Raw genomic sequence first — 25,658 nt, forward strand, 5'->3', positions numbered from 1 at the left:
ATTGCTTCTACTATCTGTTTTCGTGCTAATCGATCCGAATTGACTTCAGTTTGTTTCAGCTATCTTTTGCGATCGATCGCCACCCGCATAGCCGGGCACCGGTCAGATTGTGCGCCAGCAGCTGCTCGGCCGTGCGATCGGTGAACACATCGGCCCGGCTTGTGTAGATCGGGCGGAAGGCGGCGCACCCCCCTTCAGTCCCTGCTCCACTGGTCGCGCAGCCGGTCAGCAGCGCCAGCAGGATGCCGGCGCAGATCATCCTCAATCCCATGGCGCACCTCTGCGTTCCGGAGTGCCTGTGTGGTCGACGCGATGGCGGCGTCCTGCCGCCCGGCCTGGCGCTGAAGCGCGCCATAGGCGGCAATCCCCGCCAGCACGGCGCCGGCGAGGATCAGGCCGGCCGCGGCCCGGCCCCAGCCCGTGGCAAGAAAGGCCAGCATCATGCCGCCTTGCGCCGGTCGTCCCAGCGCCTGACCAGCATCACCGCCACCGCCAGCCCCAGCAGGGCGGCCACCGTCCAGCCCAGCGCCCCCGACGGCAGGGCCTGCAGCAGTTCCTTGATGGCGGTCGAGACGTCACGCGCCTGGTCCAGCAGCACCGCGATACCGGCGAGGCCGAGCGCCCCGCCGCCGCTGACGGCGCTGACCGACCGGGTCATCGGCTTCATCGCCGGCGCCGGCTCGGCACCCCGGCCGACCGGGTGCGTCCCGTCCGACAGGAACAGCGACGCCTCGGCCGCCCGGCGCTTCACAAGGCCGGCCATCACCTTGCCGCCGCCCCGGGTCCATTTGGCGAACTCGGCCGCGGCGCCGGCGACGTCACCAAGGTTCAGCTTGCGCAGCATCGTGGAGGGCTGGCCGGTCTTCAGCGTGACGAACCCGTCCTTGCCGGCATCCCGGCCCTTGGCCTTCCGGCCGGCGCCGACATTGAAGACGAAGGACACCAGCGCCCCGAACTGGTTGTCGGTCAGCTCCACGGTGACGGCGCGGTCGACGATCGCCGCGGCCTCACCCAGGTCGGCCTGCAGCAGCTCCTCGGCCTGCGCCTGGGCGATGCGCAGGCCGGGACGGACGTCCGGGCCGGTGTGGCCGTAACCGATCGTCCAGGGAGCGCCGCCGGTGGCGGGATCGGGGTAGGCGGTGAGGCGCAGGCCCTCGGCCTCCTTCACCAGGTCGACGGCGGCTTGCGGAATGGCGCGCATGGGATCCTCCGGGCATGAAAAAGGCGCCTCGCGGGCGCCGGGTCGGTCGGGGTTGGAGTGTTGTCGCGGCCTATCCGGGCCAGCCGGAAAGCTCGTCGACCGTGGCGGGATCGTCGGAGGCCTGCGCCGCGTCCTTCAGGTCGCGGGCGTGCTGGACGATGGCGGAATAGGCGATCCCCACCGCGGCGGCCAGGGCGATGCCGTCGGCGGGACCGGGCAGCGGCAGGCGGGTGTTGTCGATGGCGATCCAGCCTTGGGCATAGCTTTCGGGCCAGGTTGGCAGCGCACCCGACAGCACCAGCCCCGCCGTGGTCGCCATGCCGCCCAGGTCGGTGCGGCTGCCGTCGGCCATGCTGAAGCGCTTGCCGGCATGCAATGCCCCCAGCCCGAGCCGGCGGTCCCGCTCGGCATCGATGGCCCGGGCCTTGACGCGGCGTGCGGTGGCAGCTTGCGCCTCGATCTCGGCTGGCGTCAGGTCCACCTGTTCATAGGTGACGGTGGCCGCCTCGTCGCCGATCTCCCATGCTTCGACCGGCCGGCGGACTGCGCGCTTGCCGGCCGTCGCTGGCGGGCCGGGGTCGACGACCGGCCGAACGGTCAGGCCCGGGCACATGGCTGCCCAATCGTCGGCCGCCCACAGCGTCCAGGCCTCCGGCGGGTGGGCGATGACTTGCACCTCCTCCTCCTCGACCATTTCAGGCGGCGCGTCCGGGTCGTCGCCCTGGACCGGCCGCTGGACGGTGACGCGGGTTTCGCAGGGGAAGCCGGCCGGCGAGTGGAACACGGACCTGGAGCCGTCCGGATAGATGATGATTGCGGGACGTTGCATGGCCGCGATCCTCAGCAGGGCGGGAGAGTGGGAAGGGTGTAGCTGGAGGCGGTGGTGATGCAGGCGCCGTATACACTCAGGTCGTTGAATGCCATGTACAGGGACTGGCCTCCGGCGACATCAGACCCCACGCATGCAGTCGTCCCCGCGACCTTCGTATAAGCCCCGGTGACACTGGCGACTTGTACCCCTTGGCAATAGCCCCTGGTTGTCGTGCCGTCGTAAGTGATCAGCAACTCGCGGAAAGCATGGTCATTCCAGGAGCCCGACGTCGCCGGCATTGTCATTACCGTTGGACTCCCCGTTCCAAAAAATTCCCACTTGAGGGCCGGAGAGGGACACCAGATGTGGTTCTGAATGCCACCGGCACCCCACGAACCTGCACCCGCGCCATTCTGCAACACCACGCCTGCGGCAGGCCCAACGGAGCCGAAGATCGCCAAGCGCATCAGAATAGAGAAGGGTGCGCCACCGATACCCAGGTCCCATTTGGCCGTCGGCATCACTATGCGGCCGCTTTGCTCTGTCCGCATGGTGGATTGATAGTCGGGCCATTTCTGCGGCACGACGGCACTCAGCCCGATGGACCCGTAGTAGGTCAGCGGGTTGCCCAAATCATCCGTTACCGGCTGTGTGCCCGGCACGCCGTCGGCGCGTAGGAAGAATGTGCGCGACCCGGCAGCCGGATCAATGGCGCAGGCTTTACCAGCTCCCATTCGCATGGTCCCGAATACGGCCATCATGCCCCTCCGGCGATGCTGTAGATGATGACGCTACTGGAGACGATCCAGTAAGTGATCACGCTGTACTTGCCGGCGGCGGTATTGACGGTGCCGTTGCCCATCTTGATCCAGTTGGCGCCGAAACTGACCGTCCGGCCGCCGGTCGCGTCCTCATGCAGCAGGATTTCACCGCGCTGCCCGACCGGGTATGTGGACGGATTGGCCAGCGTCAACGGGCCGGTCAGGTCGCCGACGGCGAAGTCCTGATAGGTCGCGAAATCCAGCGTCAGGGTTGCAGCGTAAGCGATTGCCCCCTGCTTCGCCGTCGCCGGGCCGCGGAACTTCGTCGCCTCAAGCTCGATCGGGCCTGTGTTCGGGATGCGCAGCCGTTCGGTGCCGTTGTTGACACGGATGCTGTAGCCGCTGGCGGCTGTCTGCAAACCGTTGAGGACCAGATACCCGGTCGCCGCATCCCGCTGGACCGAGTAATCCTCACCTGCGCTCGGACCCATCAGCCAGATCGCAGGGTTGTAAGCGGCGCGGCCGGGGTTCAGGTGGACGGCCCCAGGAACCCACCGCATCGACTCTATCGCAGCAACCACCGCCGACAGCGTGTCCGCCCCGCCGACCTGGGCGATGCCGGTGTTGCTGTCCCCCATCACCGCCAATCCTGGCGCCGCCACCGATCCCGGGGGCAGGCTGGCGCCACCCACATCGCCCTTGTCGCCGGTCCGCGTCCAACCGATTGCCACGGTATCGCCGGCGGCAAAGCCGCCCGGGCCGCCGATGCAGGCAACCGCCACCGTCCTATAGGCACCCGAGCCGGACACGCCGGTCACCTGCAGGTCGAGATACTTGCCGGCATCGCCCACCTTCACCAGCCGCGCCCGCGCCTTGGCTGCCGAACTGCTGGCGCCCAGGTCGGTCAGCATGTCGCCGATACCGGTCCCGGCAGCGTCGGTGACCGACACCAGCAGGCTGTAGCTGCCCACTGCCGGGGCGGCGGTGGTGGCGCGCAGCGTGCCGGCTGCCGGGGCGGCCACCAGGGTGGCGGCGTCCCATTTCAGCACGACGACCGACTGCGCCGCGGCCATGGCCCCAGCGATCTCACCCACCCCGTTTGCCACCGTGCCGATGTCCTGGATGCAGGGATCCCAATTGTCGGCCATGCCGCCGACCCCGGTGAGGCCGCCCGGGTTCTGCGCCGTCTTCTCGTCGCCGTTGTAGTAGCCCAGCAGGCGTTGCGCCGCCGCCAGCATGGCCGCCAGCATCGTCATGTCGTCACCTCACCAAGGGAAATCGTCGCGGCGCTGTGCAGGTCGTTCAGGTACTTGTGGGAGAAGTCCTCGATGACCTGGAACAGCCCGCCATAGCGGAAGCAGTCGAAGGGGCTGTCGGTGTCGGGCAGCCACACCGCCGGCCGGTCGGCGTCGAGGAAGGCGACCAGGTCGAACAGCCGGTCGCGGTCCCCGGCCTCGTTCACCGTGCGATCGAGCGTGGCGGTGCGCCGGCCGCGGCCGGGCTCCACCGCCACCCCGCCGCCGGCCAGCTCGGTCGCCTTGCCGCCGCGGCGGTAGCCTTCCGCCGACGCGCCGGCATGGCGGTCGATCGCCAGGCTGTCGCCGGCCCAGCCATGGCCGATGCGGTAGGCCGGTTCGGTGGTGGCGTAGCGGCTGCCGGTCACCCGGTAGGCCGGGCCGTAGAGCGTCCAGCGCAGCACCTGCGCGCTGCACAGCGGCATCGTCACATGGATGTTCGTCGGGTAGCGCAGGAACTCCCGGGCGCCGAGCTGGCCCAGCACGGTGTTCTCGCCGCCGAAGCGCAGGGTCTTCGGGTCGTAGAGCCCGGGCAGCACCAGCCGGTCGATGCCGCCGGCGGATTGGGTGGTGAAGGCCAGCGAGGTCCGGGCGCTGGTCTTGAACGCCTCCAGCCGGATACGGCCGGTCTTCCACAGGTTGGTGCGGTAGAGGCCGGCATAGGTCAGGTCGATCGGCCGCGGCCACTCCATCTCCAGCACCACCGGCTCGTCGCGGGTGCCGATCCGGGTGGACACCGCGGCGTCCACCAGCGGCAGCGTCTTCAGCGCATCGAGCGGCGCCGTTGCCGCCCAGCCGCCAGCTTGGCCGGTGACGTCGCAGTCCTGTTCCGACAGCTCGTTGATATGGGCCAGCAGTCCGGTGGCCATGGCTCACCGCGCCACGTAGAGGGTGGCGCCGCCGGCGCGGTCGGCGATGGTCCGGCCATAGACCACCACCGGCGCCCCGTCGGCAAAGCCGGCGATGTCGTCCTCCACCGTCACGGTGTCGCCGATCCAGACGCCGGGCGCCCCGTCCAGCGCCGGCAGCTCGTAGAGGGTCGGCGGTGCCGACAGCTCGGCCACCCAGGCCGGCAGCTCCGCCGCCGCGTCGGTGCTGAAGGTCAGGGCGGTTTCGATGGTGGCCACCTTGGCCGTGCTGCCCCAGGCCGCGGCGATCTCGTCGTCCACCGCGGACGGCACCTCGATCCATTCCTGCGTCCAGCGGGTGGCGTCGGCCGCGGTGGCGTCGGTGGCGGCGCTGCTGTACGGGCTGGGGTTGTGGGCGCAGCGCAGCACCACCTGTTTGGCCGGCGGGTTGTGCTGACCCTCGACATATTGCAGGCCCGTGGTGGTGCCGGCGGCGCTGCTGTAGGCGCGCACCGCCGCCGCGACGGTGGGACGGGGAACGCGGGTCACCACCAGCTGGCCGGCAGTGCCGACATACCAGCCGCCGCGCGGAACGCTACCGACGAATTTGGCATAGGCGGCGGCATGGGTGGTGCCGTCGCCGGCGGCGAGGAACAGCCCCACCGTGCGCGGCACAGCGTCCATGCCGGCGCTGTCCACCGTGCTGGCCAGCCCGGCGCCGGTGGCCAGGGCGGCGATCAGCTCGCCGATATAGCGGCGGTAAACGCCGGCGAATTTCCGGCCCAGCACCTCGACGCGGAAATCGGCGTATTTCACCGTGGTGGTGATGATCCCGCTGGCGAGGTCGACCGTGAAGTGCGCGTTGTCCGCCGGCGTGGTGCCGCTTTGCTTGGCCACCCCGACACCGGATGACCAGCCGCGCGGCACGTCCTGAACCGGCTTGCCGCCACCGACGGACCAGCGGTGGAAGCCGTCGATGATGCCCAGATAGGTCGGCTGCGCCATCGGGCAGTGCCCGAGCGGCAGCTCCTTCAGCGTGTCCTTCAGCTCGGCCGGCCCCTCGTAGCCGCCGGTGCCCTTGTAGCGGTCAACCTGGATCGGCGTGTCGTAGTCGAGGCGCTGGTCGTAGATCGGCAGGGCGATCTCGGTGCGCTTGGGCTTGGGCTGGCCAACCCGGGCGGTCCAGATGGTCACCGCCTCGGCCAGCGGCGCCCCGTCCTCGATCTCCCGCTCGGTCACCGACTGGATGACATAGTCGCCGGTCAGCAGCAGGTTGAGCGGCCGGTCATCGAGGGCGACGCGCAGCCAGGCGCCGGTGTCGAGGTCCTGCAGGGTGGGAAAGCGCTGCGCCGGATTGCGGGTGGCCTCGTTGCGCAGCACCAGATCGCCAATCCGCAGCTCGGCTTGCCCGTCCGCCGCGCCCAGGCTGCCGATCGACACCGACGCATCGGCGCCGGCGGTCACCAGCGGCAGCCAGGTGATGTTGGGCGGATCGTCGGCCGGGCCCGACTGGTAGCCGGGGAAGGTGGCCAGCGGCAGCCGGTGGCGGTGACCGCTGGGGCGGTGGAACAGGGTCAGGTCGACAAGACGCACCTTCATCATGCGGCCCTCCGGGTGTTGGCGAGTTTGCGGGGCAAGTCGCCGGTGGCAGCCTCGACGCGGGCCAGCAGGGCGGCGGCATCGGCACCGATGCGGGCACGCTGGGTCAGGGCGTCGCGGCCGAGCGCGCGGACCTCGTCGCGCAGGCCTTCGACCGCCGACAGCAGCTCGGCGACGCCGGCGGCGCCGGCATCGAGCTCAGGACGGCGGAAGGAAACCATCGGCGCCGGCGGCATCGGGTCGCTGCCGGGCAGCCGCAGGTCGAGGGCCACCGGGATGCGCCGGCCGTCGGGCAGCGGCACATGGGCCTCGGCGGTGTGGGCGCCTTCCGACACCCATGCCAGTTGCGGACCGTGGGAAATGCCGCCAGTGGCAAAGCCCGGGATGCCGGCACCATGCGCCTGTGCCAGCACATTCGCCTCGAAGGCGGCCCGGTGGCCGAGCTGCACCCAGGCATTCAGCCCGGCATCGAGCCCGCCGTCATAGCCGGCACCCCGCACCGCGGCGAGCCGTTGCGCCTGGGTCAGCGCCTCCCACGCCCGGCCGACGTCGTCGGGAGCGCCGTAGCGCGCCCCGCCGGCGATGGCGGTGACGTCGGCGCCGAAGGTGGCGGCGCGCTGGGTCGAGCTGGCCAGCCACAGGTTGAAGGCCTCGTCGATGTCCCCGCCCCAGCCCATGGCGCGGGCGATGCCGTGCTGCTGCTCGGCCGACAGGCCATCCCATGCCGTCTGCACCGCCACCGGCGCGCTGTAATGCATCCGACTGTCTGCTGTGCCGGTAAGCTGCAGCAGCGGCGTCAGCGCCGCCTGCCAGACGGCGTTGCTCTGGTCCAGTACGTCGCGCAGGCCGGACAGGCTGCCCAGCTGGCGCTGTCCGATCGCCGCGGCCTCGGCCCGGGCGCGTTGCAGCTCCTTCAGCTGGTCCTGCGCCACCTGCAGGTCCTTGGTGGCGGTGTCGAGGCTCAGCCCGCTGGTGTCGCCCAGCTCGGCAAAGACCGCGTCCACCTTGTCGAACAGCGCCGACGCGGTGCCGCCGCTGGCCGCCTTCTCCAGCGCCACCAGGGTCGGGCCGAGCTGCAGCAGGGTCTGGCGCGCGGTCTCCCTGTCGGCATCGGTGGAACCGGCGTCCTTCAGCACCGCATAGGCGGCGTCGAAGCGGCCGGTCGCCTCCTCGATCTTGCGGCGCGGCGCCAGCGGCGAGTCGTCGCCTTCGCGCAGCGCCGCCCGGGCGTCCTTGAACTGCTGGGCGGCCTGCAACAGGGCGATAGCGCCGGACTGGATGGAGTCGACCACCTCCTGTTTGGCGGCGATCTCCCGATCGTAGGCGTCCAGCAGGTCCTGCTGGGCGAGTTGGAAGGCCTGGGCGGCCCGCTCGGCCGCCTGCACCAGGCGCAGCTGGGTGGTGTCGTAGCCGGCCGCGGCGGCTTCAGCGAGGGCCGTCGCCTGCTGGGCGTCGAGCGCGATCAGCCCGGCGCCGCGGCTGTTGCCGACCGCCGCATGCATGCGGCCGGCGATGTCGGCCTGGTAGGAGGCAAGCGCCTTGGCCTTCTCGGCCGCCGCCTGGGCCGCGTCGGCACTGTCCTGCCACGCCTGGGTGAGCATGCCCACCATGCCGGTGTACTGGTCTCCGGAAATGGTGCCGTCGTACAGCGCACTGTTCAGCCGGCCCAGCGCCGCCCGCTCGGCCTCGATCGTCAGTACGCCGCTGGACGCCGCCTTCTCCACCCCCTCGATGACAGCGGCGAGGGCGGTCACCGCCGCGTCGGTGCGGTCAAGCCCCAGCCCCTGCAGCCGGTCGAGCGCGCCGGTCCTGGCGGTCGGGTCGATCAGGGCCTCGATGGCGACGGCGCCTTGCCGCTGCACATAGGCCACCGCGTCGGCGTAGCTGTCCTGCAGGCGCCTGGTGTAGCGCGTTGCCAGTTCGGCCACCTCGCCGGTGGTGTAGCCCAGCGCCAGCAGGGCCGGCCGGAACTGTTCGAACTCGATTTCCGCCTGCCTGGTGGCGGCGGCCATGCCGACCAGCGGCTTGGTCGCCGGGCCGAGCCCCATCATCGCCTCGATGCCCTTACGGGCGGCGCCGGTCAGCTCCGACTCGGTGGCCAAACCCAGTTCGCTGGCCTTGTCGCGCCAATCGGTGATGTTTGTCCTGACCTGGTCGCCAATCGCCTTGGCCGCTTCGGTGAAGGCCTTGATCTGGTTGTTGGTCGGATCCAGGCTGGCGTTCATCAGGTCGAGCTGCTGGCGGAAACCGGCGGCAAAGCCCAGGTCGGTGGCCAGCCCTTCGGCGGTCGTCGCCTTGGACGTGGCCAGCGCCTTCCTGGTGTCGTCATTGAGGCCGGTCAGCTGGCCGGTGCCGATCAGCCCCTTCAGGCTTTCGCGCATGTAATACTGGATCGCCTCGTCCTGCGACCCGAACGACGCCCGCTTGCCGGCGTTCTCGCCCTGCTGCGGCGTGACGTACCATTTGTTGTCCTTGGCGAAGAACTGCAGCAGGCCGGTGTTCAGCCCGTCGCCGCCGGTCAGTTTGCCGCCGACACCGGCCACCACCGTGTTCATGGCGGTGGCGACGGCGTCGGTGACCTGCTGCATCTGGCCGGCGTCGGCGCCGTTGTCGGCGAGCGCGGTGTCGGTGCGGAACCCACCCTTGCCGTCGATGACGACGTTGCCCGACGCGTTCGGCCCGACGCTCGCCTTCTGGGTGCCGACCATGCCCATGATCGCGCCGACCACGGCGCCGATCGCGATGCCGATCGGACCGCCCAACGAGGACAGCCCCATGATCGACGCGAGATAGGCCGACCCGGCCCCGGCCGCCGCGCCGGACAGGCCGCCCACCGCCTTGCTGTTGGTCGCGGTGCCGAGCGCGCCGCCGACCAGGCCGCCACCGAAGGCGCCGGCGCCGGCGGCCCCCAGAACGCCGCTCAGCGTGCCGCCCGCCGTGCCGGCCGCGCCGCTGGCGGTGCCGCTGTAGGACGCGTTCAGCGCCGCGGTGTTGCCGGCGTTCACGATGCCGTTGGCCGCGTTCAGGCTGCCGGCCTGGATCGCTCCGGTGGACGCGCCGATGATCGGGTTTGCCGTGCCGATGACGGTGGCACCGCCGCCGACCGACGACATCGAGACGGCCGAGCCCCACAGCGGGGTGTTCATGATGCTGTCGAGGCCGCTGGTCAGCCCCAGCTTGTCCGCCGCCCAGCCGGCCCCCTTCGACAAGGCGGTGTTGGTCAGGCTGCCCGCCAGCCCGCCACCCTGTCCCGTTTGCCCGCCGTTGCCGCCGCCCAGGTCGAACAGGGTGGGCAGGTTGGTGCCCAGCACCGCGTTCTTGACCGGGTTGATGACGGCCATCTTCAGCGCGAGTTGCTGCAGCTCGACGCTGACGGTGGCGATCGCGTCGGCCCACGACATCGTCGATTTGCCGGCGGCGGACAGCTTCTGCAGGATGGCGTCGAAGCTGCGGTCCCCGAACTGCTCCAGCTCCTGATAGGCGGCGCTGGTGCGCTCCAGCGCCAAAGTCTGCCGGGCGAGGGCTTCGGCGTTGGCCAGATAGGCCTCCCCCTCCCGGCTGGCGGCGTCGATGTTGTGCTCGCGCAGGTCGATCAGCGCCTGGGTGCGGGCCAGCTCCACCGCGCGCTGCTCGGCCGACGCGCCCATCAAGGCCAGCTGCTGCTGTCCCAGCTCCAGCTGGTCGCGCTGCCGCTGCAGCAGCGGCCCGGCCGCTGCCGCCGACTCCAGCTGCTGCGCCCGGGTCAGCAGTTCGATGTAATGGGCCTTGGCCTCGTTGTAGGCCTGGGTTCCGTCCTCGCCCTCCTTCAGCGCCAGCGTGTGGGCCTGTTCGGCGACCTCGGCCGCCTCCACCGCCTTCGGACCCTGTTCATAGGCGGCCACCAGCGCCGTGGCCGCGCGGATGCGGTCCTGGATCGGCTGGTCGGCGTCCTTGCGCAGCTGCTGGACAGTCAGCGCCTCGAGGCGGGCTTCAGCCGATGCCGCCGCGTCGCCGTAGCCCTTCAGCCCGGCCGCCGCCACCCGGTTGGCCGAAGCGGCGGCGCGCTGGGCGGCCTCGCCCTTGCCGGCGGCAGCGGTCAGGCGCTGCTGCGCGGCGACGTCGAGATTGATCTGGGTGACCTGCGCGCCCACATCGCCGCTGAACTCGGCCCGGGCCTTGCGCAGCAGCTGGGTGCGGACGGCCGACTCTTTCGTCGGATCGAGGCCCTCGCGCAGCCGCTTGGCGACCTCGACGTCGACCTCCGCGACCTTGATGCCCCAAGGCTCGGCAGATGCGCGAGCCTTTGACAGCTTTTCGGTGGCGTCGGCCTCCAACTTCAGCAGCCGCACCGCTTCCGCCGCTTCCGCCGGAATCACACGATTCTGCAGGACCGTGCGGGCGACGCTGCGCTGGGTGTCCCAGCCCTGATAGGCGGTGTCGTCGGAAGAGCGGCTGCGGTCCTGCAGGCCGGTCACCACCGGCGTCTTGGCCTCCGGCGGCGGGCCGACCATCTCGCCGACCCGGCGCTCCAGCCCGTCCGGCAGCGACAGGGTCCAGCTCTTTCCCTGCAGCTCGGCCAGCTTGGACGCCACGCCACCCACCGCCGAGCCCAGCCCGGCGAAACGCGAGGCGGCACCGTCGGCGGTCTGGCCGGCGGCGAGCACCGCCCTGGCCGCCTCGTTGGCCGGGTCGTTCAGCAGCGCCAGCCGGGCGGCCAGCTCCTTCGCCGTCCGGGAGGCGGCTTCGGCCTTGGTTGCCGGATCGGCCAGCCGCTGCGCCAGCTCCTGCAGCGGCCGGCCGGCGGCGCCGGCGGTGCGGCCGACCTCGTCCAGCACCCGCACCAGGGTGGCGATGGCGTCGGGATCGTCGGCCGCGGCCGAGTGAAAAGCGGCGAACGCCGTTCGCAGCCGGTCGACCTGGTCGGCGGCCAGACCCATCGTCTCGTAGACGCGGGCCGAGCTGGCGCTGTCGGTCGAGACGTTCCAGTTGCCCGACACCGGCCGGGCCAGCGAGTCGGCACCATAGACCGCGGCCGACGCGGCGGCGCGCTGGGCGGCGATCGCCTTGGCCTGTTCGGCGAGCGCTTCGTCCAGCTTGATCCGGGTCACCGCCCGCATGGCATCGGACAGCCGGCCATACTCGCGGGCCAGCCGCTCGACGTCGCCGGCGGCGTCCTTCACCGCATCCTGCGCTGCGCGCTGCGCATGCTCGAAGCTGCTGGCCGCCTCTTCGGCCACCGTGGTGCGGGTGGCGAAGATGGCCACCGCCGCGGCGCCGGCCAGCAGGGCGGCACCGACCGGACCGCCGACCAGGGCCATGGCGCCGGACAGCAGGGCCATGCCGCGCGCCGCCACCGTGGCGGCGACGCCGGTACCGGCGATGGCGGAGGCCTGGGCGCCCGTCGCCATGGTCAGCGCCGCCGTGGTCTCGGTGACGCGCAGGTCGGCCGCCGCCCGGGCGTTGCGGGCGACGATCAGCGCCTCCTCGGCCTGCACCAGGCGCGCGGTGCGGCCGATGGCGCCGTCCAGCGCAAGCGCCGCCTCATACTGCGTGGCGCGGGCGGCGAGGTCGGCGCGGGCCTTGGCCTGGGCGGCCTGCGCCGCGGCGACGTCGGCGGTTGCCGCCTCGACCGACGCGGCGGCGCCGGCGCGCAACGCCGCCTCCTTCTGCAGCAGGTGGCCGGTGTTGCTCACCAGCTCTTTGCGCAGCGCCACCTGGGACGCGACGAACTGCGCCCCGGCGCCGATCGCCGGCGCCAGCCCGCGGGCGGCATAGACCGCGCCCAGCGCCGTGGCTGCGGTCAGCGCACCGGCGGCCAGCGTGTCGAAATTGTCGGCCACCGCCAGCAGGCCGCGCGACAGCGCCGCCGTGGTGCCGGTCGCCTGGTTCAGCTGGCCGATCTGGCGCTGGGCGGCGTTGGCCAGCACGGTCAGGCTGTCGCTTACGCTGGTGGCGATGCGGCCGAACTCGCCGTCGATGGCGGTGCTCTGGCGCAGCAGCGCGGTCACCACCTTGTCGGCGGTCAGCGCCCCCTGTTCGGCCAGCGACTTCAGCGCGGCGCGCGGCACCCCCAGCCCGTCGGCGAGCGCCTTGGCCAGCCGGGGCGAGGCCTCCATCACCGAATTGAACTCGTCGCCGCGCAGCACGCCGCTGCCCATCGCCTGCGACAGCTGCACCAGGGCGCCGGCGGCGGTGCCGGCCTCGGTGCCGGAGATGCGGAAGGTCTTGGAGATGGTCTCGGTCAGCCGGATCACCTCACCCTGCGACTTGCCCATGGTGAGGGCTGCATCGGCCAGCGAGGTATAGAGCCCGACCGTCGGCTCCAGCGCCGAGCGGGCGCGCTGGGCGGCCTGGAACAGCTGCTCCTGGACGGCGGCGGCCTTGTCGCCGGCACCGGCATAGAGGGCGATCTTGGAGGCGGCGAGCGACCACGCGTCTGCGGCACGGATCGCCTCGCCGGCCCCCTGCGCCAGCCCGATGCCGGCGACCACCCCGGCGACACGGCCGGCGGCACTGCCCAGCAGGTCGAAGCTGGAGGAGGCCCGGCGCACGGAGCCATCGACGCGGCCGGCGAACTGGTCGACGCGGGCCTCGGCCTGCGACAGCACCCGCCGCAGGCCGCTGTCGTCCGCACCGACCGGCACCATCATGCCGGGGAAATCAGCCATGCCGGTCTCCGGAAACGAAAAGGGCGCCGGTCACCCGGCGCCCATGCCCTGTTCCGGGCGCTTCAGGCCGAACACGGCCCGCGCCCGATCCTTCAGCTCCGCCACGTCCTTGGGCTTGCGGCGCGTCCTGCGCCTGGCCCCGGGGGTGGTGGCGGCGAGGAAATCGACCTTCCCGTCCAGGGCGAGCTGGATGTCGGGGAACGGGGCGCCCAGCGCCTCGCTGCGCGACCATCCGAGCCACCCCGTGGCGTATGCGAACATCCGGTCCACATACTCCGGGAAGGTCAGCCGGCTTCCCCCGACGGGGCGGCCTCGCCGTCCGCCTTCACGCTTTCCGACTTGGGCGCCTTGCCGCCGCCGGCAAGGAAGTTGAGATACAGCAGCACCTGCGGCGCCACCGTGATGACGCCTTCGGCGAAGATCGCCTCGGCGGTGGCCTCGGCCGCCTTGCCGACCCGGCCGGCGGCAGCGCTGACGACGTTGACCAGCGTGTCGAAGTCGAAGGCGTTGGTGTTGGTGAAGGCCTGGTTCAACCCGCCATAGAGGCGGCAGATGGTGCGCGACGCGCGGACGTTGGCGAACAGCTCGACGTCGTCGCCGTCGAGATGGATGGTCATCACGCCGTGCGCGAAGCGCGGCGCCGTGCTGGGGGCGGTCATGGCTGGATCTCGCTATGGACGGGGAAGGTGCCGGCAGCCAGGACGGGCCGCCGACGTCAAGGGCGGGAGGTCTGCGCCGGCGCTTAAGCCTCGTCGGCGGCCACCTCGATGGGCTCGGCGTCGATCTCCAGCCCGACGCTGGCCTCGATCACCTTGTCGTTGGAGCCGATCTCGGTGGTGTAGGACATGACGTAGGCGCGCAGGTAGATCGTGGTCGGGGTGCCGCCGTCGGGGGCGTCGTCGAACTCGATCTTGATGTTGTAGGCCGCCTTGCGGTTCTTCGCCGCGGCGCGGATCGCCGTCTGGCCGGCGCCGGTCGGCACCCGGGCCAGCTTCAGCGTGCCCGAGCCATAGTCGACGGTGCCCTTCTTCTTGTGGACCGCGCCGTCGCCCAGCGTCTTGTAGGTGACCTTCTCGAAGGTCTCGCCGAAGGCGCCGATGTCCTCGATCTCCTCGACCTCGGTCCAGGCGAGCGCCTTGTACTGCGCTTCGGTGGTGCACAGGGCGGTGGTGGACAGGAACAGGCGCGTGCCGGCGCTCTGGACAGCGTTGCCGCTCATGGGAATGCCCCTCCTTCGGGCAGAGAAAAGGCCGCCCGGAAACCGGACGGCCGCGATGGGATGGACGTGGGACTCAGGCGCCCGGCTCAGGCACCAGGATCAGGCATCCGGCTGGCCGTAGCCGGTCTGGTAGGTCACGGCGAACTGCAGGCGGGTGACGCCGGCCTTCAGCTCGCCGCCGGTCAGGCGGTCGGTGACGGTGCGCACCAGCTCGATGCGGTCGACCAGCCCGCCGAAGCGCCGGCCGGCGGCCATCGCCTGCTCGATGCGCAGCGCCATGGCGTCGAGCCGGTCGTCCAGGTCGCCGGCGGTGCCGTCGGCGCGGACATAGCCGTCGACATAGAGGTCCAGGCGCCGCAGCTGGCGCCGGCTGCCCATGGTCAGTTCCTGCGCCGTCTCGTCGGGGGTGAACAGGCCGATGCAGGGCAGCGCGTCGGCCGGCAAGGGATCGTCCCGGTTGGCCGTGACCGGGGCGACCGCCCCCAGCGCCGCGGCGATGGCACTGCGGATCTGCGTGCGCCGGTGCATCACCGCGACTCCCGCAGCAGCAGCACGGTCATGCCCTGCCCATCCGGCCGCGGCTCCGACACGGTGAAGGTCAGGCCGCGCACCTCGATGGCGGCGCCGGCGGGCACCGGCCCGCCAAGCTCGGCGTCGACCACCGCCAGCGAGGTCACCAGCGTCGACACCGGCCCGCCGTCGGTGTCCTGCTGGTAGTGCCGGCGGTCGAAGATGCCGGTGACGGTGATGTCGGGCCGGCCGGGCCGGCGGATCACCGCCGGTTCACCGAAGGCGCCGGCGCAGGCGCTGTTCAGGTCATCGAAGAACATCGGCAATCCTCGAAACGCGACGGGCGGCCCGAAGGCCGCCCGTGTCGCGTCGCTGCTGGTAATGATGGTGCGGATGGAGCCTCACCCCTGCAGGGCCGCCCAGGCCCGGTCACGCTGGTCGGCGGTGACATCCACCCCCAGCAGCTCGCCCAGCGCCTTCAGCTCCGGCTTGCCGGCCTTGAAGTGCTTGGGGTTGGCCGGGTCGAGCCGGCCGATCGCCGCGATGAGGCGGTCGGGCGGCAGGTCATCCTCCCCGGCCTCGTCGCCGGCCTTTACCCAGCGGGCGAAGCCGCGGGCGACCAGCGAGGCGGCGTCGGCATCGTCCGGATCCTTGACCTCGATGACGGCCCCCGGCCGCAGCGTGGTGTCCTTGTCCACCTTCACGGTGGCCAGCAGGCGCAGCTTGGCCATGGCTCACCTCACCGTCACGGCCATGCAGGCGTTGGGACGCCGCGGGTAGACCAGCGGCGCCGACTGGCTCAGCAGCAGGCGCCGGCCCGGGTTCTCCTCGATCCAGCTCTTGGGGAAGACCTCGAGCGCCTGGTAGCCGGCGCGCGGGTCGAGGATGGCGCCATGGGCCTGGGTGCCCTCCATCGCCCCGGTGGCGCCCAGCAGCACGGTATGATCGGGCAGCAGCGCCCGGGTCGCCCCGCCGTCGGCGTAGGTGTCGTTGTAGGTGTACAGCTCGACCATCCCGATGCGGCCCTTGAACACCGGCGTTCCGGGAACGCCGGGCTGAAAGCCCATCTGCACGATGGCCGCCTGTCCCAGGGTCCGGTCCAGCACCTTCTCCAGCTTGGGGTCGGCCTCGAACAGCGCCCAGGCCTTGGCGTCCATCACCACGACATTGACCGCGGCGCCGGACTTCCGCCCGACCAGGTCGATCCACTCCGACAGGTCGGCGAAGGGCGACACCCCGGCCTCGCCCCAGCGGGCGGCGGCGGACAGCAGCAGCGACAGCTCGCCGGCGCGCTGGAAATCGACCAGCACCTCCGGATAGTCCGGCCCCTTGACCACGCATTTGCCGGTGCGCAGCACTTCGGCCGCCATCACCTCCTTGCGGCGCAGGATCTGGGTCAGCTGGCGCTGCAGCTTGGCCCCCAGGATCGCCTGTTCCCGCGCCCCGGCCGACAGGGCGCCGCCCAGCGGCTCGCCGGCGAGACGGCGCAGCGGCTCGTCCGGCTTGATGTCGTGCAGCGGCTTCACATAGGCCGGGGCGAACATCCGGGTCTCATAGCCGGTGTCCGACCCGACGCGGCCGGCCGACAGCGGCGAGACGAAGGGCGCGACCTCGATGTCGTCGACCTCGACGTCGAACAGGATCTTCCCGGTGTCGCTGAAGCTGGCCAGCGGGAAGAACATGTCCAGCAGGAAGCGGGGGGCCTTGGCGCGCAGCGACCGCAGCACCCCCAGCATGGCGAGGGTGGAGTAGATGTCCATGGGCGGGTGTCCTCAGAGGAAGATCGACAGGTCGCGCAGCGCGTCGGCCACGCTGTCCGCGCTGTGGCCGGCGCCGAAGGTCAGTTGGTCCGCGGTGAAGGCGCCGGTGAAATAGGCGATGGCCTCGACGTCGGCCGCGGTGGCGTCGACCGGCTCGGCCAGGATGGCGCGCACCGCTTCGGAGCCGTCGCCGGCGGCGGCAGCCGACAGGGTGAGCTTCTTGCTGGCGGCGATGCGGCCGAGCACGGCGCCGGCCGGGAGCACGCCGGAACCGCCGGCGATGGTCACCAGCCGGGTGACGCGGGGGAAGTCGCCGCCGATCAGGGACGGCAGCGGCTGGTTGCTCTGGGAAGAGAAGCTGGCGGAGCTCATCGGGTGCCGTCCTTCTTCGGAATGAGGCCGACGGCGGCCATGCTGGCCAGCACCGCGGCGGCGGCCTTGTCGTCGTCGCTCAGGCTGCCGGCGTCGGTGGCGGCGCCGACGGTCGGGGTGGGGTGGGCGTCCATGGCGGCGAGCGCCAGCGGGTTGCCGGCCGGCGCCGGGGCGGGCACGCTGGCGCCGGCCGGCGCGGCCTCCAGCGCGGCGCAGGCGGCCTCGACCGTCAGGTCGGTGTTGAAGGCCAGATGGGCGGCGAGCTGGACGCGGCCGGCAGCGGCGGGCGCGGCGAAGATGGCGGCGCAGCGCTCGCGCTCGCCGGGGGCGGCGGCCTGCTGGCCATTGGCTTCCGGCTCGTCTCCCGGCGCCGGCTTCTCCTGGTCCTCATCCTGCGGCGCGGCATCGTCGCCGGCGCCGGCCTTGGTGGTGGTGTCGTCCTGCGCGTCCTCCCCGGCCGCCTTGGAGCGGCCGAAGGGGTTCAGGTGGGCGAAGCTGAAGCTCTTCACGGATTGTCCCTCACATGGTCCAGCAGGGCCGAAAAGGCCCGGTCGGGTGGCAGGACCGCATCGGCCAGCCCAAGGCGCACGGCCTCGGCGGTGCCGACCGGCCCCTGGAAACAGCGGGCCTCGGTGGCAAGGACCGCCGCCAAATCCAGCCCGCGGGCGCGGGCGACGGTTTCGGCGAAGAGCTGGCGCAGCGCGTCGACCTGCCCCTGCCAGTCGGCACGCACAGCCTCGGGCAGCGCGGCATAGGGGTGGCCGTCGGTCTTGTGGGCGCCGGATTGGACGATGGTCGGCACCAGCCCGGCCTCCTCCATCATCCGGGACTGGTCCCAGTGCATCAGCCAGACGCCGATCGACCCCACCCCGCCGGTGCGCGGCACGGCGATGCTGTCGGCGGCGCAGGCGAGCGCGTAGGCGGCGGAATAGGCCTCCTCGCTGCAGATTGCTGCGACCGGCTTGCCCGCGGCTTTCTTGGTGGCGACGATCCAGTCCACCAGGTCGAAACAGCCCTGGGCGATGCCGCCGCCGCTGTCGATGTCGAGGCAGATCGCCCGCACGTCCGGATCGGCAAAGGCATGGGCGAGCTGGACCCGCAGCCCGTCATAGCCGGTGGCCCAGCCGGCGCCGATATAGCCGAGCTTGGGCACCAGCAGCCCGGCCACCGACACCAGCGCCACGCCCCGATCCACCTCGTAGGGCCGGCGCGCACCGTTGACCTCGCCCAGCCGGAGGCAGCCAGCCGGCAGCTCGGCCCCGGCCCGGCCCAGCTGCACCAGGCGCGCGGCCGCGATCTCGGCCCATGCCGGGGCCACCAGCAAGGGCTGCATCGTCTTCAGCATGTCGGGGGGACTCCGTCAGGCGCCGGCGGCTGCCGGCTCGGGCTGCGCGTTGTCGGTCGGGTCTGGAGAGGGCATGAAATTCACCTCGGGCAGGGTCAGCCCGCGCGCCTTCAGCGCCTCCTGTTCCAGCGCGATCTGGTCCAGCAGGTCGTCGAGGTCGCGGCCCTGGTCCAGCGCCTCGTCGCGCAGGGTCGAGATGCCAAGCCGGACCCGCATCGCCGCGGCGGTGATTTCCTTCACCGGGTCGACCCAGCCGCGCGCCGGACCGCGCCACACCCCGCGCAGCCAGGCCTGCCGCCGCGCCCGGCTCTCCGCGAAGCCCGGCAGGTCGAGGTAACCGCGCCACACCGCCTCCTCGATCACCAGGTCGAGCGTCGGCCGGCACCAGGTCAGCGTCTTGTGCATGCGCAGGAACAGCACGAAGCGCCAGCCCTCCAGCAGCGACGCCCGGGCCGAGCTGTAGTTCGTCTTCGAGAAATCGCGCATGAAGGTCTCGTAGGTCATGCCGATGCCGGTGGCGATCAGCCGGCTGACCGTGGTGACGAACCCGTCCATGCCGGCGCTCGGCCGGTTGGACGAGTAGCCCTTCAGCGTCTCGCCCGGCAGCAGCCGCGGGATGGCGCCGCCCGGGCCGATGCCGAGCTGGACCGCCGGCTGGGCGTTGCGCATGTCCATGTAGGCGTTGGCATCGCCGAACAGGTCGACCAGCGTCTGGCCGTCGGCCGGGCTTTCCAGCACCGCGGCGATCACCGCGTTGACCACCGCCGCCTGCAGCTCGGCGCGCTGGAACCGGGCGCGCTGCTTCAGCTCGGTCATGACGGGTGCGAACACCGACACGCCGCGGTGCTGGCCCGGCCGCTTCTGGTCGAAGGAGTGGATCACGACCCGCCGCCCGCCCGGCCCGCGCAGCGCCACCCGCTGCCACTCGGGCGCCGCCACTGCCGCCGCCACCGCCCACGGCATGTAGAGGTCGCCCGGATGGCTGGACCGGATGTGGTAGGCGACCGGGGCGCCGTAGCCGTCCAGCTCGACGCCGTCGCGCAGGCGCGGGTCGCCGATGCGGTCCTGCGGGTTGGACAGGCGGTCGGCCTCCACCGTCTGCATGACGGTGGCGAAGCGGCTGCCCAGCCGGCGCTGCCGCTCGGGCAGCCACAGGGCGAGCTGCAGGCTTTCGCCGTTGACCAGGTCGGACTGCACCGACTGGCGCAGCATGGCGCCGAAGGGCAGCTGGCCAGTGACGTCGCAGGCGTCGCGGTCCTCGCTCCATTCGTGCCAGATCGCTTCGATCCGCCGGGCGGCGTCCTGCGCCCGGTCGCGGCCGATGCCGAGCGCCCGGTAATCCGGCATCGACTGGAAATCCAGCCCGAAGCCGATGGCGCTGTCCTTCAGCGACTGCACCGCGCCGGAGACGAGCGCGTCGTTGCGTTCCAGGTCGCGGGCGCGGGCGGCGATGGTCTGGCGGTCGCCGTCGAGGTCGGCATCGGCCGAGCCCGCCGCCGGCGTCCAGTCGCGCAGCTCGGGCGCGCTGCCCGATCCGGCAAGGAAGGCGCCCATCGCCGCCTGCGCCCGGGCGCGGCGGATGTCGGATTGCGGGATCGGCCGGCCGTGCCGGTCGAGGATGACCGGAGCGGTCGCCATCAGCCGATGGTCCGGACATAGGGCGACACCGCCGGTCCGCGCCGGCCCCGGGCCGCGGCGATCCGGCGCTCCAGCGAGGCGATGTAGCCGGCGAGCGCCTGGACGTTGGCCGGGGCGTACTCGACCACGCGGTCGCCGAAGCGGACGCTGACCGTCTGCCGGCCGAGCTGCAGGGCATGGTGGGCGGCCCGCGCGTCGGCGAGCCACGCCTCCAGACTGGTGACGTCGGTCATAGGTAGAGTTCCCCCTTGTCGGTCGAGGCCGCCGGCGCCGGCGGTTGGACTGCCGCGGCCGGCTGGCTCAGCCTGCGCGCCCGGGCGACCGCCGCCGCGATGGCGTCGGCGGGTGTCGACTCCGCGTTGGCGGCCTCGACCTCATCCGCCGGCGCCGCATCGGCCTCGCCCAGCTTGACGTATTTGCCGGACAGCGCCTGAAGGCCGCACACCGCGGCATAGGCGTAGACGAAGCACACCCCGGCCTCATGGGCTTCGGCCGGCTTCTGCCACACCGTGTATTGCTGGCCGCGCGGCACGATCAGCCGCTCGCGGGTCAGCTGGGCGAAGAACTCCTCGTCCAGCTCGCGGGCGCCGTCGATGGCGGCTTGCGGGAAATGCACCCGCCGCGGCCCCGGCCTGTCCACCGGCAGCGAGCCATAGGCCCAGTCGCGCGCCGCGTTGCCGCCGATCATGTACCAGACATGGCCGAGCTTGCTCGACGGCTTGCGCGGCCACACCCGGCCCCGCTGCCCCCGGCTTTCCGAGCGGCCCTTGATCGCCCACACCCGCCGGGCCCGGCGCTTGTTGGCGAAGGCATAGACCTCCTGCGTGTGGTGGCCGCCCGAATCGATGCAGGTCGCCTGCACGTCCAGCGTGCTGCCGTCCGCCTTGCGGTAGCGCCGCAGCAGCACCCCCTCATCCAGCGCCGCCCACACCTCGGCCTTGGTCGGATCGCCCGGCAGGATGAAATGGCCGATCAGCCAGACCTCGAGCCCGCGGCCCCAGCCATAGGCCGATGCCTCCAGCCGCGGGTTGACCTTGCCGGACTGGACGTCCACCCCCACCGTGATGAACTCCACCCCGGCCGGCACCTCTGCCGGGTACGGCTCCATGCGGTCGATGAAGCTGGCGCTCCTGATCTCCTGCCCATAGGTCGCCCGGTAGGGCCGGCCGAGCCGCAGGTTGACGAAGGGCTGCACCAGCGTCGCCGGGTCGGCCTGCGCCTCCAGCCATTCCTGGACGATCACCGGCCACGCCGCATTGGGGTTGAGCGACATGCCGGTCCACAGATGCATCCCGACATGGCCGGGCACCTTGGCCCTTGCGGTCGGCCGCCACTCGCCGTTGGCGTCCATCCACGCCTTGTGCCGCTCCTCGATGACGCAGCCGCAGGTGCCGACGTACCACACCTTGTCCAGGGTGCCCTCGGCGTCCAGGCTCCATTTCAGCCCGTGCGGCACGTCCGGCCCGCCCCAGTCGAGATACTGCCAGCCGTCGAGCCGGCCGGCGGCCTCCGAGCATTGCGGACAGGGCACGAAGTAACGCCGCTGGTCCGACGCCAGCCACAGCCGCCACACCCGGCTCGTCTCGTACAGCAGCGGCGTGGAGCCGCGCACCATCGAGCGGTTCCAGAAGGTTTCGCCGCGGGTCCAGAACAGCTTGAGCTTGTCGCCCTGGGTCCTGGCGCCGGGCGTCCAGCCGTCGCCGTCGATCTCGTCGGCGAACAGGAAGCGGGCCGAGTAGCGGCGGAAGGCGTCGTCCGACGCGGCCCCGACCACCCGCACGCTGGCGCCGTTGCTCAGCTGGTAGAAGGCGGCGTTGTCCTGTTTCTCGCCCTTCCTCACCGGCCGCAACAGCGGCTTCAGCGCCGGGGTGTCGCGCAGCATCGGCGCGATCTCGCCGCTTCCGAAATCGTCGGCATCCGGCACGGTGGGTTGGGCGATGGCGCACAGCGTCGGGTCCTGGTGCAGGTGGTAGCCAACCGCCAGCGTGGCGCAGCGGGTGTAGCCGACGCGTGCCGCCTTCAGCACCGTCAGCAGCGGCACCGCCGGGTCGCACATGGCGTCGACCAGCCCGCGCTGGTAGCCGTAGAGCGTCACCTTGCCGTGCTCGGCCCCGGTGCCCTTCGGGATCCAGCCATGGCGCTCGGCCCACACCGAGCCGCTCATCCGTTCCTGGAACTTCAGGCTGCCCTCGAACAGGGCCAGCAGCGCGGTGCGCAGCTCGCCCCGTCCGGTCCGGTAGTCGCCGTGACGGTGGGCGCTGACCCGCGCCGCCGCTTCAGGCCCCCGACTCATCGCCCCACATCTTGACCAGCTCGCCCCGTGCGGCATCGAAGGCCTGGTTGATTTCCTTTTCCGCCAGTGCCTGGATTTCCGGCGCCCCGGTCATCGCCGCGGCGCGGCCGGCGATCTTGGCCACCGCGTTCGACAGGCCGGTGCGCAGGGAGATGCAGAAGCCGGCGACGTCGGCCGCCGCCTCATGACGGTTCACCACCTCGTTCAGCGCCTCGTCCGCCCGGATCTCGGCGACCACCGCATCGGCCACCGCCTTGCGGCGCTTGGCCTCGTCGGCGGTGATGACGCCGATCTCGCCCTCATAGCCGGCGGCAACGTCGGCCACCGCGCGGTCGACCAGCCAGCGATGGACGTCCGCCGTCGCGAAGGCCCATTCCCGGCCCTTGGCCCCCTTCTCGGCGAAGGGGCAGCCGTCGCGCACCCATGCGTCGACGGTGGGCAGCGAGACGCCGAACAACTCGGCCAGCTCGGCCCGGTTCACCCGTTGGCCCGGCTTGGACATAAACAAAAACCTCGATTCAAAAATGTCTCACGGAGGGGACCGGTGCGGCCCGAATTCCCCTCGCGGGGGGCCCCCCGGGGAAGGACCCGTCGCCCCCGGCCCGTCGTCGCCAGTCCGTCAGCGCCGGGCGGCGAAGCGGGCGTTGACCGTCCGCACCGCCTCCTCGATGCGGCGACCGACGTTGGCCCGCACCGCCCGCTCGACGATGTCGTGGAAGCGGAAGCGCGGGCGGTAGCTCGGCGCCCGGACGAAGATCACCACCGGCCGGGCGTCGGCGCCGTCGCGCCGGTAGATGCCCGGCGGCAGCCCGCCAGCGTTGCCCGGCAGCGCGGCGAAGTGGCCGCTGCGCCGGCGCTTCCTCATGCTGCGGGCGCTGCCCGTGCGGTTGGCGCTGTAGCCCTGTTCCCCGAAGGCCCGGGTCTGCGACAGGATGCGCACCACCTCCGACCGCCGCATGTTGCCGTAGGCGTCGAGGCTGGCCTCCTCGCCCGGGACGGCGAACATCCCGGCCGGCAGCAGGCCGGCGGCCCGCAGCTGGCGCTCCATCCGCTTGTCCCGGCGCGGCCCGCCCTCGACGTTGGGCAGCAGGTAGCGCGCCGCCGGCGTGCCCTTGCCGGCGTCGCCCTTGAAGCCCACCCACGCCACCGGGTCGGCCTTGGTGGCGGGCCGGACGAAGGTGGAGTTGATGGTGTAGGGCGTCGGCCGGTCGAAGGTCTGCGGCAGCGCCCGCTGCACCGCCAGCCTGGCATCCTGCGCCGTCCGGGTCAGCGCCAGCGGCAGGGCGTAGCGGGTCAGTTGGTCGCCATACTGGCGGATGGCCCCCTTCACCCGGTCGGCGGAAGCCCGGATCGTCGCGTCGGTCATATCGATTTCGTCCCGATTGTGACGGTCGTCACTGCCGGCCGGCGCCCGAAAGACGAGACTGGCGACACGATGCCGCTCAACCGAAGGCCCTCCGGAATGTGCAAAACCGCCAGGATCGTCATATTTCAGAAGCCCCAGCCTCTGGCGATCTGCCTGGAATGCGGAGCGCCCTACGGCACGTTGGAGGCGATCACCCACGGGTGCAGAACCCGGACCCCCACCGGCCGGTGCGAGGGTGAGGTCGTTGCACGCTGGAACGACGACGATTGGACCGCCTGCCCATCCTGCGACAGCACCGGCTGCCCGGGCTGCGGCGATGTCGGCTGGCTCGCCGTGCCCTACTGAGTCCGCCGACGGCCTCACCGCCTGGGATCGTCGAACTGTTCACGCGTGAACGGTTTGCCCGGCCGCCGCAGCCGGTCGCGGACGTCCAGCGCCAGCAGCACCAGCCGCCCGACCACCAGCGCCACCGTGCCCCAGAAGGCCAGCTCCTGCGCCGGCCCGTGCAGGGCGTCGAGCCACCAGCCCATCGTCCCGCCGATGGTGACGATCACCCCGTCGGCCGCGGCGCGGTTGGTGAGGCCGTGCATCACGTCCTCCATCTGCATGGTCATGCCGCCAGTTCCTCGACCAGGCCGGCCAGCCGCTGCCAACCGGTTTCGAAATAGCGCCGGTCGCGCTCGATGCCGACGAAGCGCCGGCCGGTGCTCAGCGCCGCATGGCCGGCCGATGCGCTGCCGAAGAACGGGTCGAGCACCGTCTCGCCCGGCGGGCAGACCGTGCCGATCAGCTCGGCCAGCAGTCCCACCGGCTTCTCGGTCGGATGGGCGCCCAGCCGCACCGGCGGATGACGCAGCACGTTGGCCACATTGCGGCGCAGCGGCTCGGCCCCCTTGCCCTTGGTGAAGTGGTGGATCAGCTCGTGCTGGTGGCGGAAATGCGTCCCCATGCCGAAATGGGTCTTGTCCCACACCAGCAGCCCGACGCGCTTGAGGTCGGCGCTTTCCATCGCGTCGGCCGCATGGCCATTGAGGAACAGCGCCGCCTCGCCGCCGTCGATGGCGTCGGCCAGATGGTCGCCCATGCGCCAGTCGATGAAGGCCAGCACATGGCCGCCCGGCTTCAGCACCCGCTGCCACTCGATGGCGCAGGCGCGCAGCAGGTGGAGGAAGCCGCGCGTGCTCAGGCTGTCGGAGCCGAACCACCGGTCCCCGCCACCCTTGGTTGACCGGGTCATGGTCTTGCCGCAGGCGGTGCGGCCGGCTTCGCGGGTGGCGCCGCTGGAATAGGGAACGTCGGTCAGCACCAGGCTGACCGAGCCGTCGGGCAGCTCCCGCATCCGCTCGATGCAGTCGCCCAGCATCAGCGTCGCGGCGCCGATCGTCACGGAATTGGGGATCATCGCGAAACCCTTGGATTTCTGCCGTTTTTCAGGGGGAAGCTTGCGATAATGCGGGTTTTCGCAAGCTCAAGGACTCAGGCCGCCGCGACCGTCAGCGGCTTCACATAGAAGGCGTCGTCGCCGCCCTCGACGGTGACGCCGTCGATGGTCGCCGCCACCTTCGGCTCCGCCAGCAGCGCGGCCTGATCGACCTCGTTCCTGGTGCGGATGAAGCGCCGCAGCTTGCGGTCCGCCTCCAGCAGCGCCAGCAGCGCGCCGGCATCGGCCACCACCAGCTTGAGCGGCACCTTCTTCAGCCCCATCGTGCCGGTGGCCAGCGCCACCGACTTCTTGCCGCCGGTCAACAGGTTGGCCCGGTTGGCGTCGAAATAGCCGCGCAGCAGCTCGGTATCGGCGGCGATCTTCGCCCGCAGCGGCGCGGCGGCCTCCTCATAGGCGAGTTTCGCCTGCGCCACCGCCACCTCCGCCGCCGCCTTCAGCCGGCCGAGCTGCACTTGCGCGGTGCCGATCCGCCCGACCACGGCCGCGGCCTGGTCGGCGGTGCGGACCCTGGTCGGCGCCGGCCTGCGGGCCGGGACGGTTTCGCCCATC

Annotated in this window: 27 protein-coding genes; 1 reads left to right on the forward strand and 26 read right to left on the reverse strand. The window is 71.6% G+C overall.

Annotated elements, in window-relative coordinates; genetic code table 11:
* Positions 1-194 precede the first annotated feature (194 nt).
* The 23 genes from ABMY26_RS22675 to ABMY26_RS22785 form a co-directional block, all read right to left on the reverse strand.
* Entirely contained in the window at positions 195-443 is a 249-nt protein-coding gene (locus ABMY26_RS22675) for a hypothetical protein (RefSeq protein WP_372396894.1), read from the reverse strand.
* Positions 440-1,201, reverse strand: a complete 762-nt coding sequence (locus ABMY26_RS22680) for a lysozyme (protein WP_372396895.1) — start codon at positions 1,199-1,201, stop codon at positions 440-442. Before ABMY26_RS22680 ends, ABMY26_RS22675 begins: the two co-directional genes overlap by 4 nt.
* A 70-nt stretch (positions 1,202-1,271) precedes the next feature.
* The gene (locus ABMY26_RS22685) at positions 1,272-2,030 is read right to left on the reverse strand and encodes a hypothetical protein (RefSeq protein WP_372396896.1); all 759 of its coding nucleotides are present in this window, start codon (positions 2,028-2,030) and stop codon (positions 1,272-1,274) included.
* Between the two features lie 11 nt (positions 2,031-2,041).
* The gene (locus tag ABMY26_RS22690) at positions 2,042-2,773 is read right to left on the reverse strand and encodes a hypothetical protein (RefSeq protein ID WP_372396897.1); all 732 of its coding nucleotides are present in this window, start codon (positions 2,771-2,773) and stop codon (positions 2,042-2,044) included.
* On the reverse strand, positions 2,770-4,029 hold the full coding sequence (locus ABMY26_RS22695) for a hypothetical protein (protein ID WP_372396898.1): 1,260 nt from the start codon (positions 4,027-4,029) through the stop codon (positions 2,770-2,772). The genes ABMY26_RS22690 and ABMY26_RS22695 overlap by 4 nt, the downstream gene beginning before the upstream one ends.
* Positions 4,026-4,937 (reverse strand): hypothetical protein, encoded by a 912-nt coding sequence (locus ABMY26_RS22700; protein WP_372396899.1) that lies wholly within the window; start codon positions 4,935-4,937, stop codon positions 4,026-4,028. Before ABMY26_RS22700 ends, ABMY26_RS22695 begins: the two co-directional genes overlap by 4 nt.
* A 3-nt stretch (positions 4,938-4,940) precedes the next feature.
* Positions 4,941-6,518 (reverse strand): hypothetical protein, encoded by a 1,578-nt coding sequence (locus ABMY26_RS22705; protein WP_372396900.1) that lies wholly within the window; start codon positions 6,516-6,518, stop codon positions 4,941-4,943.
* Positions 6,515-13,162, reverse strand: a complete 6,648-nt coding sequence (locus tag ABMY26_RS22710; protein ID WP_372396901.1) for a tape measure protein — start codon at positions 13,160-13,162, stop codon at positions 6,515-6,517. Before ABMY26_RS22710 ends, ABMY26_RS22705 begins: the two co-directional genes overlap by 4 nt.
* 30 nt (positions 13,163-13,192) lie before the next feature.
* A complete protein-coding gene (locus tag ABMY26_RS22715; protein WP_372396902.1) occupies positions 13,193-13,423 on the reverse strand; it encodes a hypothetical protein in 231 nt (76 codons plus the stop codon).
* A gap of 23 nt (positions 13,424-13,446) precedes the next feature.
* Positions 13,447-13,821 (reverse strand): hypothetical protein, encoded by a 375-nt coding sequence (locus ABMY26_RS22720; RefSeq protein ID WP_372396903.1) that lies wholly within the window; start codon positions 13,819-13,821, stop codon positions 13,447-13,449.
* Between the two features lie 83 nt (positions 13,822-13,904).
* A complete protein-coding gene (locus tag ABMY26_RS22725; RefSeq protein WP_372396904.1) occupies positions 13,905-14,381 on the reverse strand; it encodes a hypothetical protein in 477 nt (158 codons plus the stop codon).
* Positions 14,382-14,480: 99 nt separating this feature from the next.
* Complete coding sequence (locus ABMY26_RS22730; RefSeq protein ID WP_372396905.1) at positions 14,481-14,909, reverse strand: hypothetical protein; 429 nt, start codon at positions 14,907-14,909, stop codon at positions 14,481-14,483.
* Positions 14,909-15,211 (reverse strand): hypothetical protein, encoded by a 303-nt coding sequence (locus ABMY26_RS22735; RefSeq protein WP_372396906.1) that lies wholly within the window; start codon positions 15,209-15,211, stop codon positions 14,909-14,911. The genes ABMY26_RS22730 and ABMY26_RS22735 overlap by 1 nt, the downstream gene beginning before the upstream one ends.
* Positions 15,212-15,292: 81 nt before the next feature.
* Positions 15,293-15,622: a hypothetical protein gene (locus tag ABMY26_RS22740; RefSeq protein ID WP_372396907.1), complete on the reverse strand. Its 330-nt coding sequence runs from the start codon at positions 15,620-15,622 to the stop codon at positions 15,293-15,295.
* 3 nt (positions 15,623-15,625) lie between these two features.
* Positions 15,626-16,651 (reverse strand): major capsid protein, encoded by a 1,026-nt coding sequence (locus tag ABMY26_RS22745; RefSeq protein ID WP_372396908.1) that lies wholly within the window; start codon positions 16,649-16,651, stop codon positions 15,626-15,628.
* Between the two features lie 12 nt (positions 16,652-16,663).
* Positions 16,664-17,023 carry a head decoration protein gene (locus ABMY26_RS22750; protein ID WP_372396909.1) on the reverse strand — a complete coding sequence of 120 codons (360 nt, stop codon included), beginning with the start codon at positions 17,021-17,023 and terminating at the stop codon, positions 16,664-16,666.
* Positions 17,020-17,532: a hypothetical protein gene (locus ABMY26_RS22755; RefSeq protein ID WP_372396910.1), complete on the reverse strand. Its 513-nt coding sequence runs from the start codon at positions 17,530-17,532 to the stop codon at positions 17,020-17,022. The genes ABMY26_RS22750 and ABMY26_RS22755 overlap by 4 nt, the downstream gene beginning before the upstream one ends.
* The gene (locus tag ABMY26_RS22760) at positions 17,529-18,368 is read right to left on the reverse strand and encodes a S49 family peptidase (RefSeq protein ID WP_372396911.1); all 840 of its coding nucleotides are present in this window, start codon (positions 18,366-18,368) and stop codon (positions 17,529-17,531) included. Before ABMY26_RS22760 ends, ABMY26_RS22755 begins: the two co-directional genes overlap by 4 nt.
* 15 nt (positions 18,369-18,383) lie before the next feature.
* Positions 18,384-20,006 carry a phage portal protein gene (locus ABMY26_RS22765; protein WP_372396912.1) on the reverse strand — a complete coding sequence of 541 codons (1,623 nt, stop codon included), beginning with the start codon at positions 20,004-20,006 and terminating at the stop codon, positions 18,384-18,386.
* The gene (locus ABMY26_RS22770) at positions 20,006-20,239 is read right to left on the reverse strand and encodes a phage head-tail joining protein (protein WP_372396913.1); all 234 of its coding nucleotides are present in this window, start codon (positions 20,237-20,239) and stop codon (positions 20,006-20,008) included. The genes ABMY26_RS22765 and ABMY26_RS22770 overlap by 1 nt, the downstream gene beginning before the upstream one ends.
* Positions 20,236-22,299, reverse strand: a complete 2,064-nt coding sequence (locus ABMY26_RS22775) for a terminase gpA endonuclease subunit (RefSeq protein ID WP_372396914.1) — start codon at positions 22,297-22,299, stop codon at positions 20,236-20,238. Before ABMY26_RS22775 ends, ABMY26_RS22770 begins: the two co-directional genes overlap by 4 nt.
* Positions 22,283-22,801: a terminase small subunit gene (locus ABMY26_RS22780; RefSeq protein WP_372396915.1), complete on the reverse strand. Its 519-nt coding sequence runs from the start codon at positions 22,799-22,801 to the stop codon at positions 22,283-22,285. Before ABMY26_RS22780 ends, ABMY26_RS22775 begins: the two co-directional genes overlap by 17 nt.
* 117 nt (positions 22,802-22,918) lie before the next feature.
* Positions 22,919-23,665: a hypothetical protein gene (locus ABMY26_RS22785; RefSeq protein WP_372396916.1), complete on the reverse strand. Its 747-nt coding sequence runs from the start codon at positions 23,663-23,665 to the stop codon at positions 22,919-22,921.
* A gap of 96 nt (positions 23,666-23,761) precedes the next feature.
* Between ABMY26_RS22785 and ABMY26_RS22790 the strand changes: the two genes are divergently transcribed.
* On the forward strand, positions 23,762-24,010 hold the full coding sequence (locus ABMY26_RS22790) for a hypothetical protein (protein WP_372396917.1): 249 nt from the start codon (positions 23,762-23,764) through the stop codon (positions 24,008-24,010).
* 14 nt (positions 24,011-24,024) lie between these two features.
* On the opposite strand, the gene ABMY26_RS22795 is transcribed toward ABMY26_RS22790, so the two are convergent.
* The 3 genes from ABMY26_RS22795 to ABMY26_RS22805 all read right to left on the reverse strand — a co-directional run bounded on the left by ABMY26_RS22795 (position 24,025) and on the right by ABMY26_RS22805 (position 25,657).
* Positions 24,025-24,279 (reverse strand): hypothetical protein, encoded by a 255-nt coding sequence (locus ABMY26_RS22795; protein WP_372396918.1) that lies wholly within the window; start codon positions 24,277-24,279, stop codon positions 24,025-24,027.
* The gene (locus ABMY26_RS22800; RefSeq protein WP_372396919.1) at positions 24,276-25,067 is read right to left on the reverse strand and encodes a site-specific DNA-methyltransferase; all 792 of its coding nucleotides are present in this window, start codon (positions 25,065-25,067) and stop codon (positions 24,276-24,278) included. The genes ABMY26_RS22795 and ABMY26_RS22800 overlap by 4 nt, the downstream gene beginning before the upstream one ends.
* A 74-nt stretch (positions 25,068-25,141) precedes the next feature.
* Complete coding sequence (locus tag ABMY26_RS22805; protein ID WP_372396920.1) at positions 25,142-25,657, reverse strand: host-nuclease inhibitor Gam family protein; 516 nt, start codon at positions 25,655-25,657, stop codon at positions 25,142-25,144.
* Position 25,658 lies beyond the last annotated feature (1 nt).

Source organism: Azospirillum sp. HJ39, assembly GCF_041507355.1.
GTDB classification, from domain to species: Bacteria; Pseudomonadota; Alphaproteobacteria; order Azospirillales; family Azospirillaceae; genus Azospirillum; species Azospirillum thiophilum.

What these genes read in the sequence shown, in the direction of transcription:
- ABMY26_RS22675 (WP_372396894.1), bottom strand. Translation starts at nt 443, where the DNA reads ATGATGCTGGCCTTTCTTGCCACGGGCTGGGGCCGGGCCGCGGCCGGC.
- ABMY26_RS22680 (WP_372396895.1), bottom strand. Translation starts at nt 1,201, where the DNA reads ATGCGCGCCATTCCGCAAGCCGCCGTCGACCTGGTGAAGGAGGCCGAG.
- ABMY26_RS22685 (WP_372396896.1), bottom strand. Translation starts at nt 2,030, where the DNA reads ATGCAACGTCCCGCAATCATCATCTATCCGGACGGCTCCAGGTCCGTG.
- ABMY26_RS22690 (WP_372396897.1), bottom strand. Translation starts at nt 2,773, where the DNA reads ATGATGGCCGTATTCGGGACCATGCGAATGGGAGCTGGTAAAGCCTGC.
- ABMY26_RS22695 (WP_372396898.1), bottom strand. Translation starts at nt 4,029, where the DNA reads ATGACGATGCTGGCGGCCATGCTGGCGGCGGCGCAACGCCTGCTGGGC.
- ABMY26_RS22700 (WP_372396899.1), bottom strand. Translation starts at nt 4,937, where the DNA reads ATGGCCACCGGACTGCTGGCCCATATCAACGAGCTGTCGGAACAGGAC.
- ABMY26_RS22705 (WP_372396900.1), bottom strand. Translation starts at nt 6,518, where the DNA reads ATGATGAAGGTGCGTCTTGTCGACCTGACCCTGTTCCACCGCCCCAGC.
- ABMY26_RS22710 (WP_372396901.1), bottom strand. Translation starts at nt 13,162, where the DNA reads ATGGCTGATTTCCCCGGCATGATGGTGCCGGTCGGTGCGGACGACAGC.
- ABMY26_RS22715 (WP_372396902.1), bottom strand. Translation starts at nt 13,423, where the DNA reads ATGTTCGCATACGCCACGGGGTGGCTCGGATGGTCGCGCAGCGAGGCG.
- ABMY26_RS22720 (WP_372396903.1), bottom strand. Translation starts at nt 13,821, where the DNA reads ATGACCGCCCCCAGCACGGCGCCGCGCTTCGCGCACGGCGTGATGACC.
- ABMY26_RS22725 (WP_372396904.1), bottom strand. Translation starts at nt 14,381, where the DNA reads ATGAGCGGCAACGCTGTCCAGAGCGCCGGCACGCGCCTGTTCCTGTCC.
- ABMY26_RS22730 (WP_372396905.1), bottom strand. Translation starts at nt 14,909, where the DNA reads ATGCACCGGCGCACGCAGATCCGCAGTGCCATCGCCGCGGCGCTGGGG.
- ABMY26_RS22735 (WP_372396906.1), bottom strand. Translation starts at nt 15,211, where the DNA reads ATGTTCTTCGATGACCTGAACAGCGCCTGCGCCGGCGCCTTCGGTGAA.
- ABMY26_RS22740 (WP_372396907.1), bottom strand. Translation starts at nt 15,622, where the DNA reads ATGGCCAAGCTGCGCCTGCTGGCCACCGTGAAGGTGGACAAGGACACC.
- ABMY26_RS22745 (WP_372396908.1), bottom strand. Translation starts at nt 16,651, where the DNA reads ATGGACATCTACTCCACCCTCGCCATGCTGGGGGTGCTGCGGTCGCTG.
- ABMY26_RS22750 (WP_372396909.1), bottom strand. Translation starts at nt 17,023, where the DNA reads ATGAGCTCCGCCAGCTTCTCTTCCCAGAGCAACCAGCCGCTGCCGTCC.
- ABMY26_RS22760 (WP_372396911.1), bottom strand. Translation starts at nt 18,368, where the DNA reads ATGCTGAAGACGATGCAGCCCTTGCTGGTGGCCCCGGCATGGGCCGAG.
- ABMY26_RS22765 (WP_372396912.1), bottom strand. Translation starts at nt 20,006, where the DNA reads ATGGCGACCGCTCCGGTCATCCTCGACCGGCACGGCCGGCCGATCCCG.
- ABMY26_RS22770 (WP_372396913.1), bottom strand. Translation starts at nt 20,239, where the DNA reads ATGACCGACGTCACCAGTCTGGAGGCGTGGCTCGCCGACGCGCGGGCC.
- ABMY26_RS22775 (WP_372396914.1), bottom strand. Translation starts at nt 22,299, where the DNA reads ATGAGTCGGGGGCCTGAAGCGGCGGCGCGGGTCAGCGCCCACCGTCAC.
- ABMY26_RS22780 (WP_372396915.1), bottom strand. Translation starts at nt 22,801, where the DNA reads ATGTCCAAGCCGGGCCAACGGGTGAACCGGGCCGAGCTGGCCGAGTTG.
- ABMY26_RS22785 (WP_372396916.1), bottom strand. Translation starts at nt 23,665, where the DNA reads ATGACCGACGCGACGATCCGGGCTTCCGCCGACCGGGTGAAGGGGGCC.
- ABMY26_RS22790 (WP_372396917.1), top strand. Translation starts at nt 23,762, where the DNA reads ATGTGCAAAACCGCCAGGATCGTCATATTTCAGAAGCCCCAGCCTCTG.
- ABMY26_RS22795 (WP_372396918.1), bottom strand. Translation starts at nt 24,279, where the DNA reads ATGACCATGCAGATGGAGGACGTGATGCACGGCCTCACCAACCGCGCC.
- ABMY26_RS22800 (WP_372396919.1), bottom strand. Translation starts at nt 25,067, where the DNA reads ATGATCCCCAATTCCGTGACGATCGGCGCCGCGACGCTGATGCTGGGC.
- ABMY26_RS22805 (WP_372396920.1), bottom strand. Translation starts at nt 25,657, where the DNA reads ATGGGCGAAACCGTCCCGGCCCGCAGGCCGGCGCCGACCAGGGTCCGC.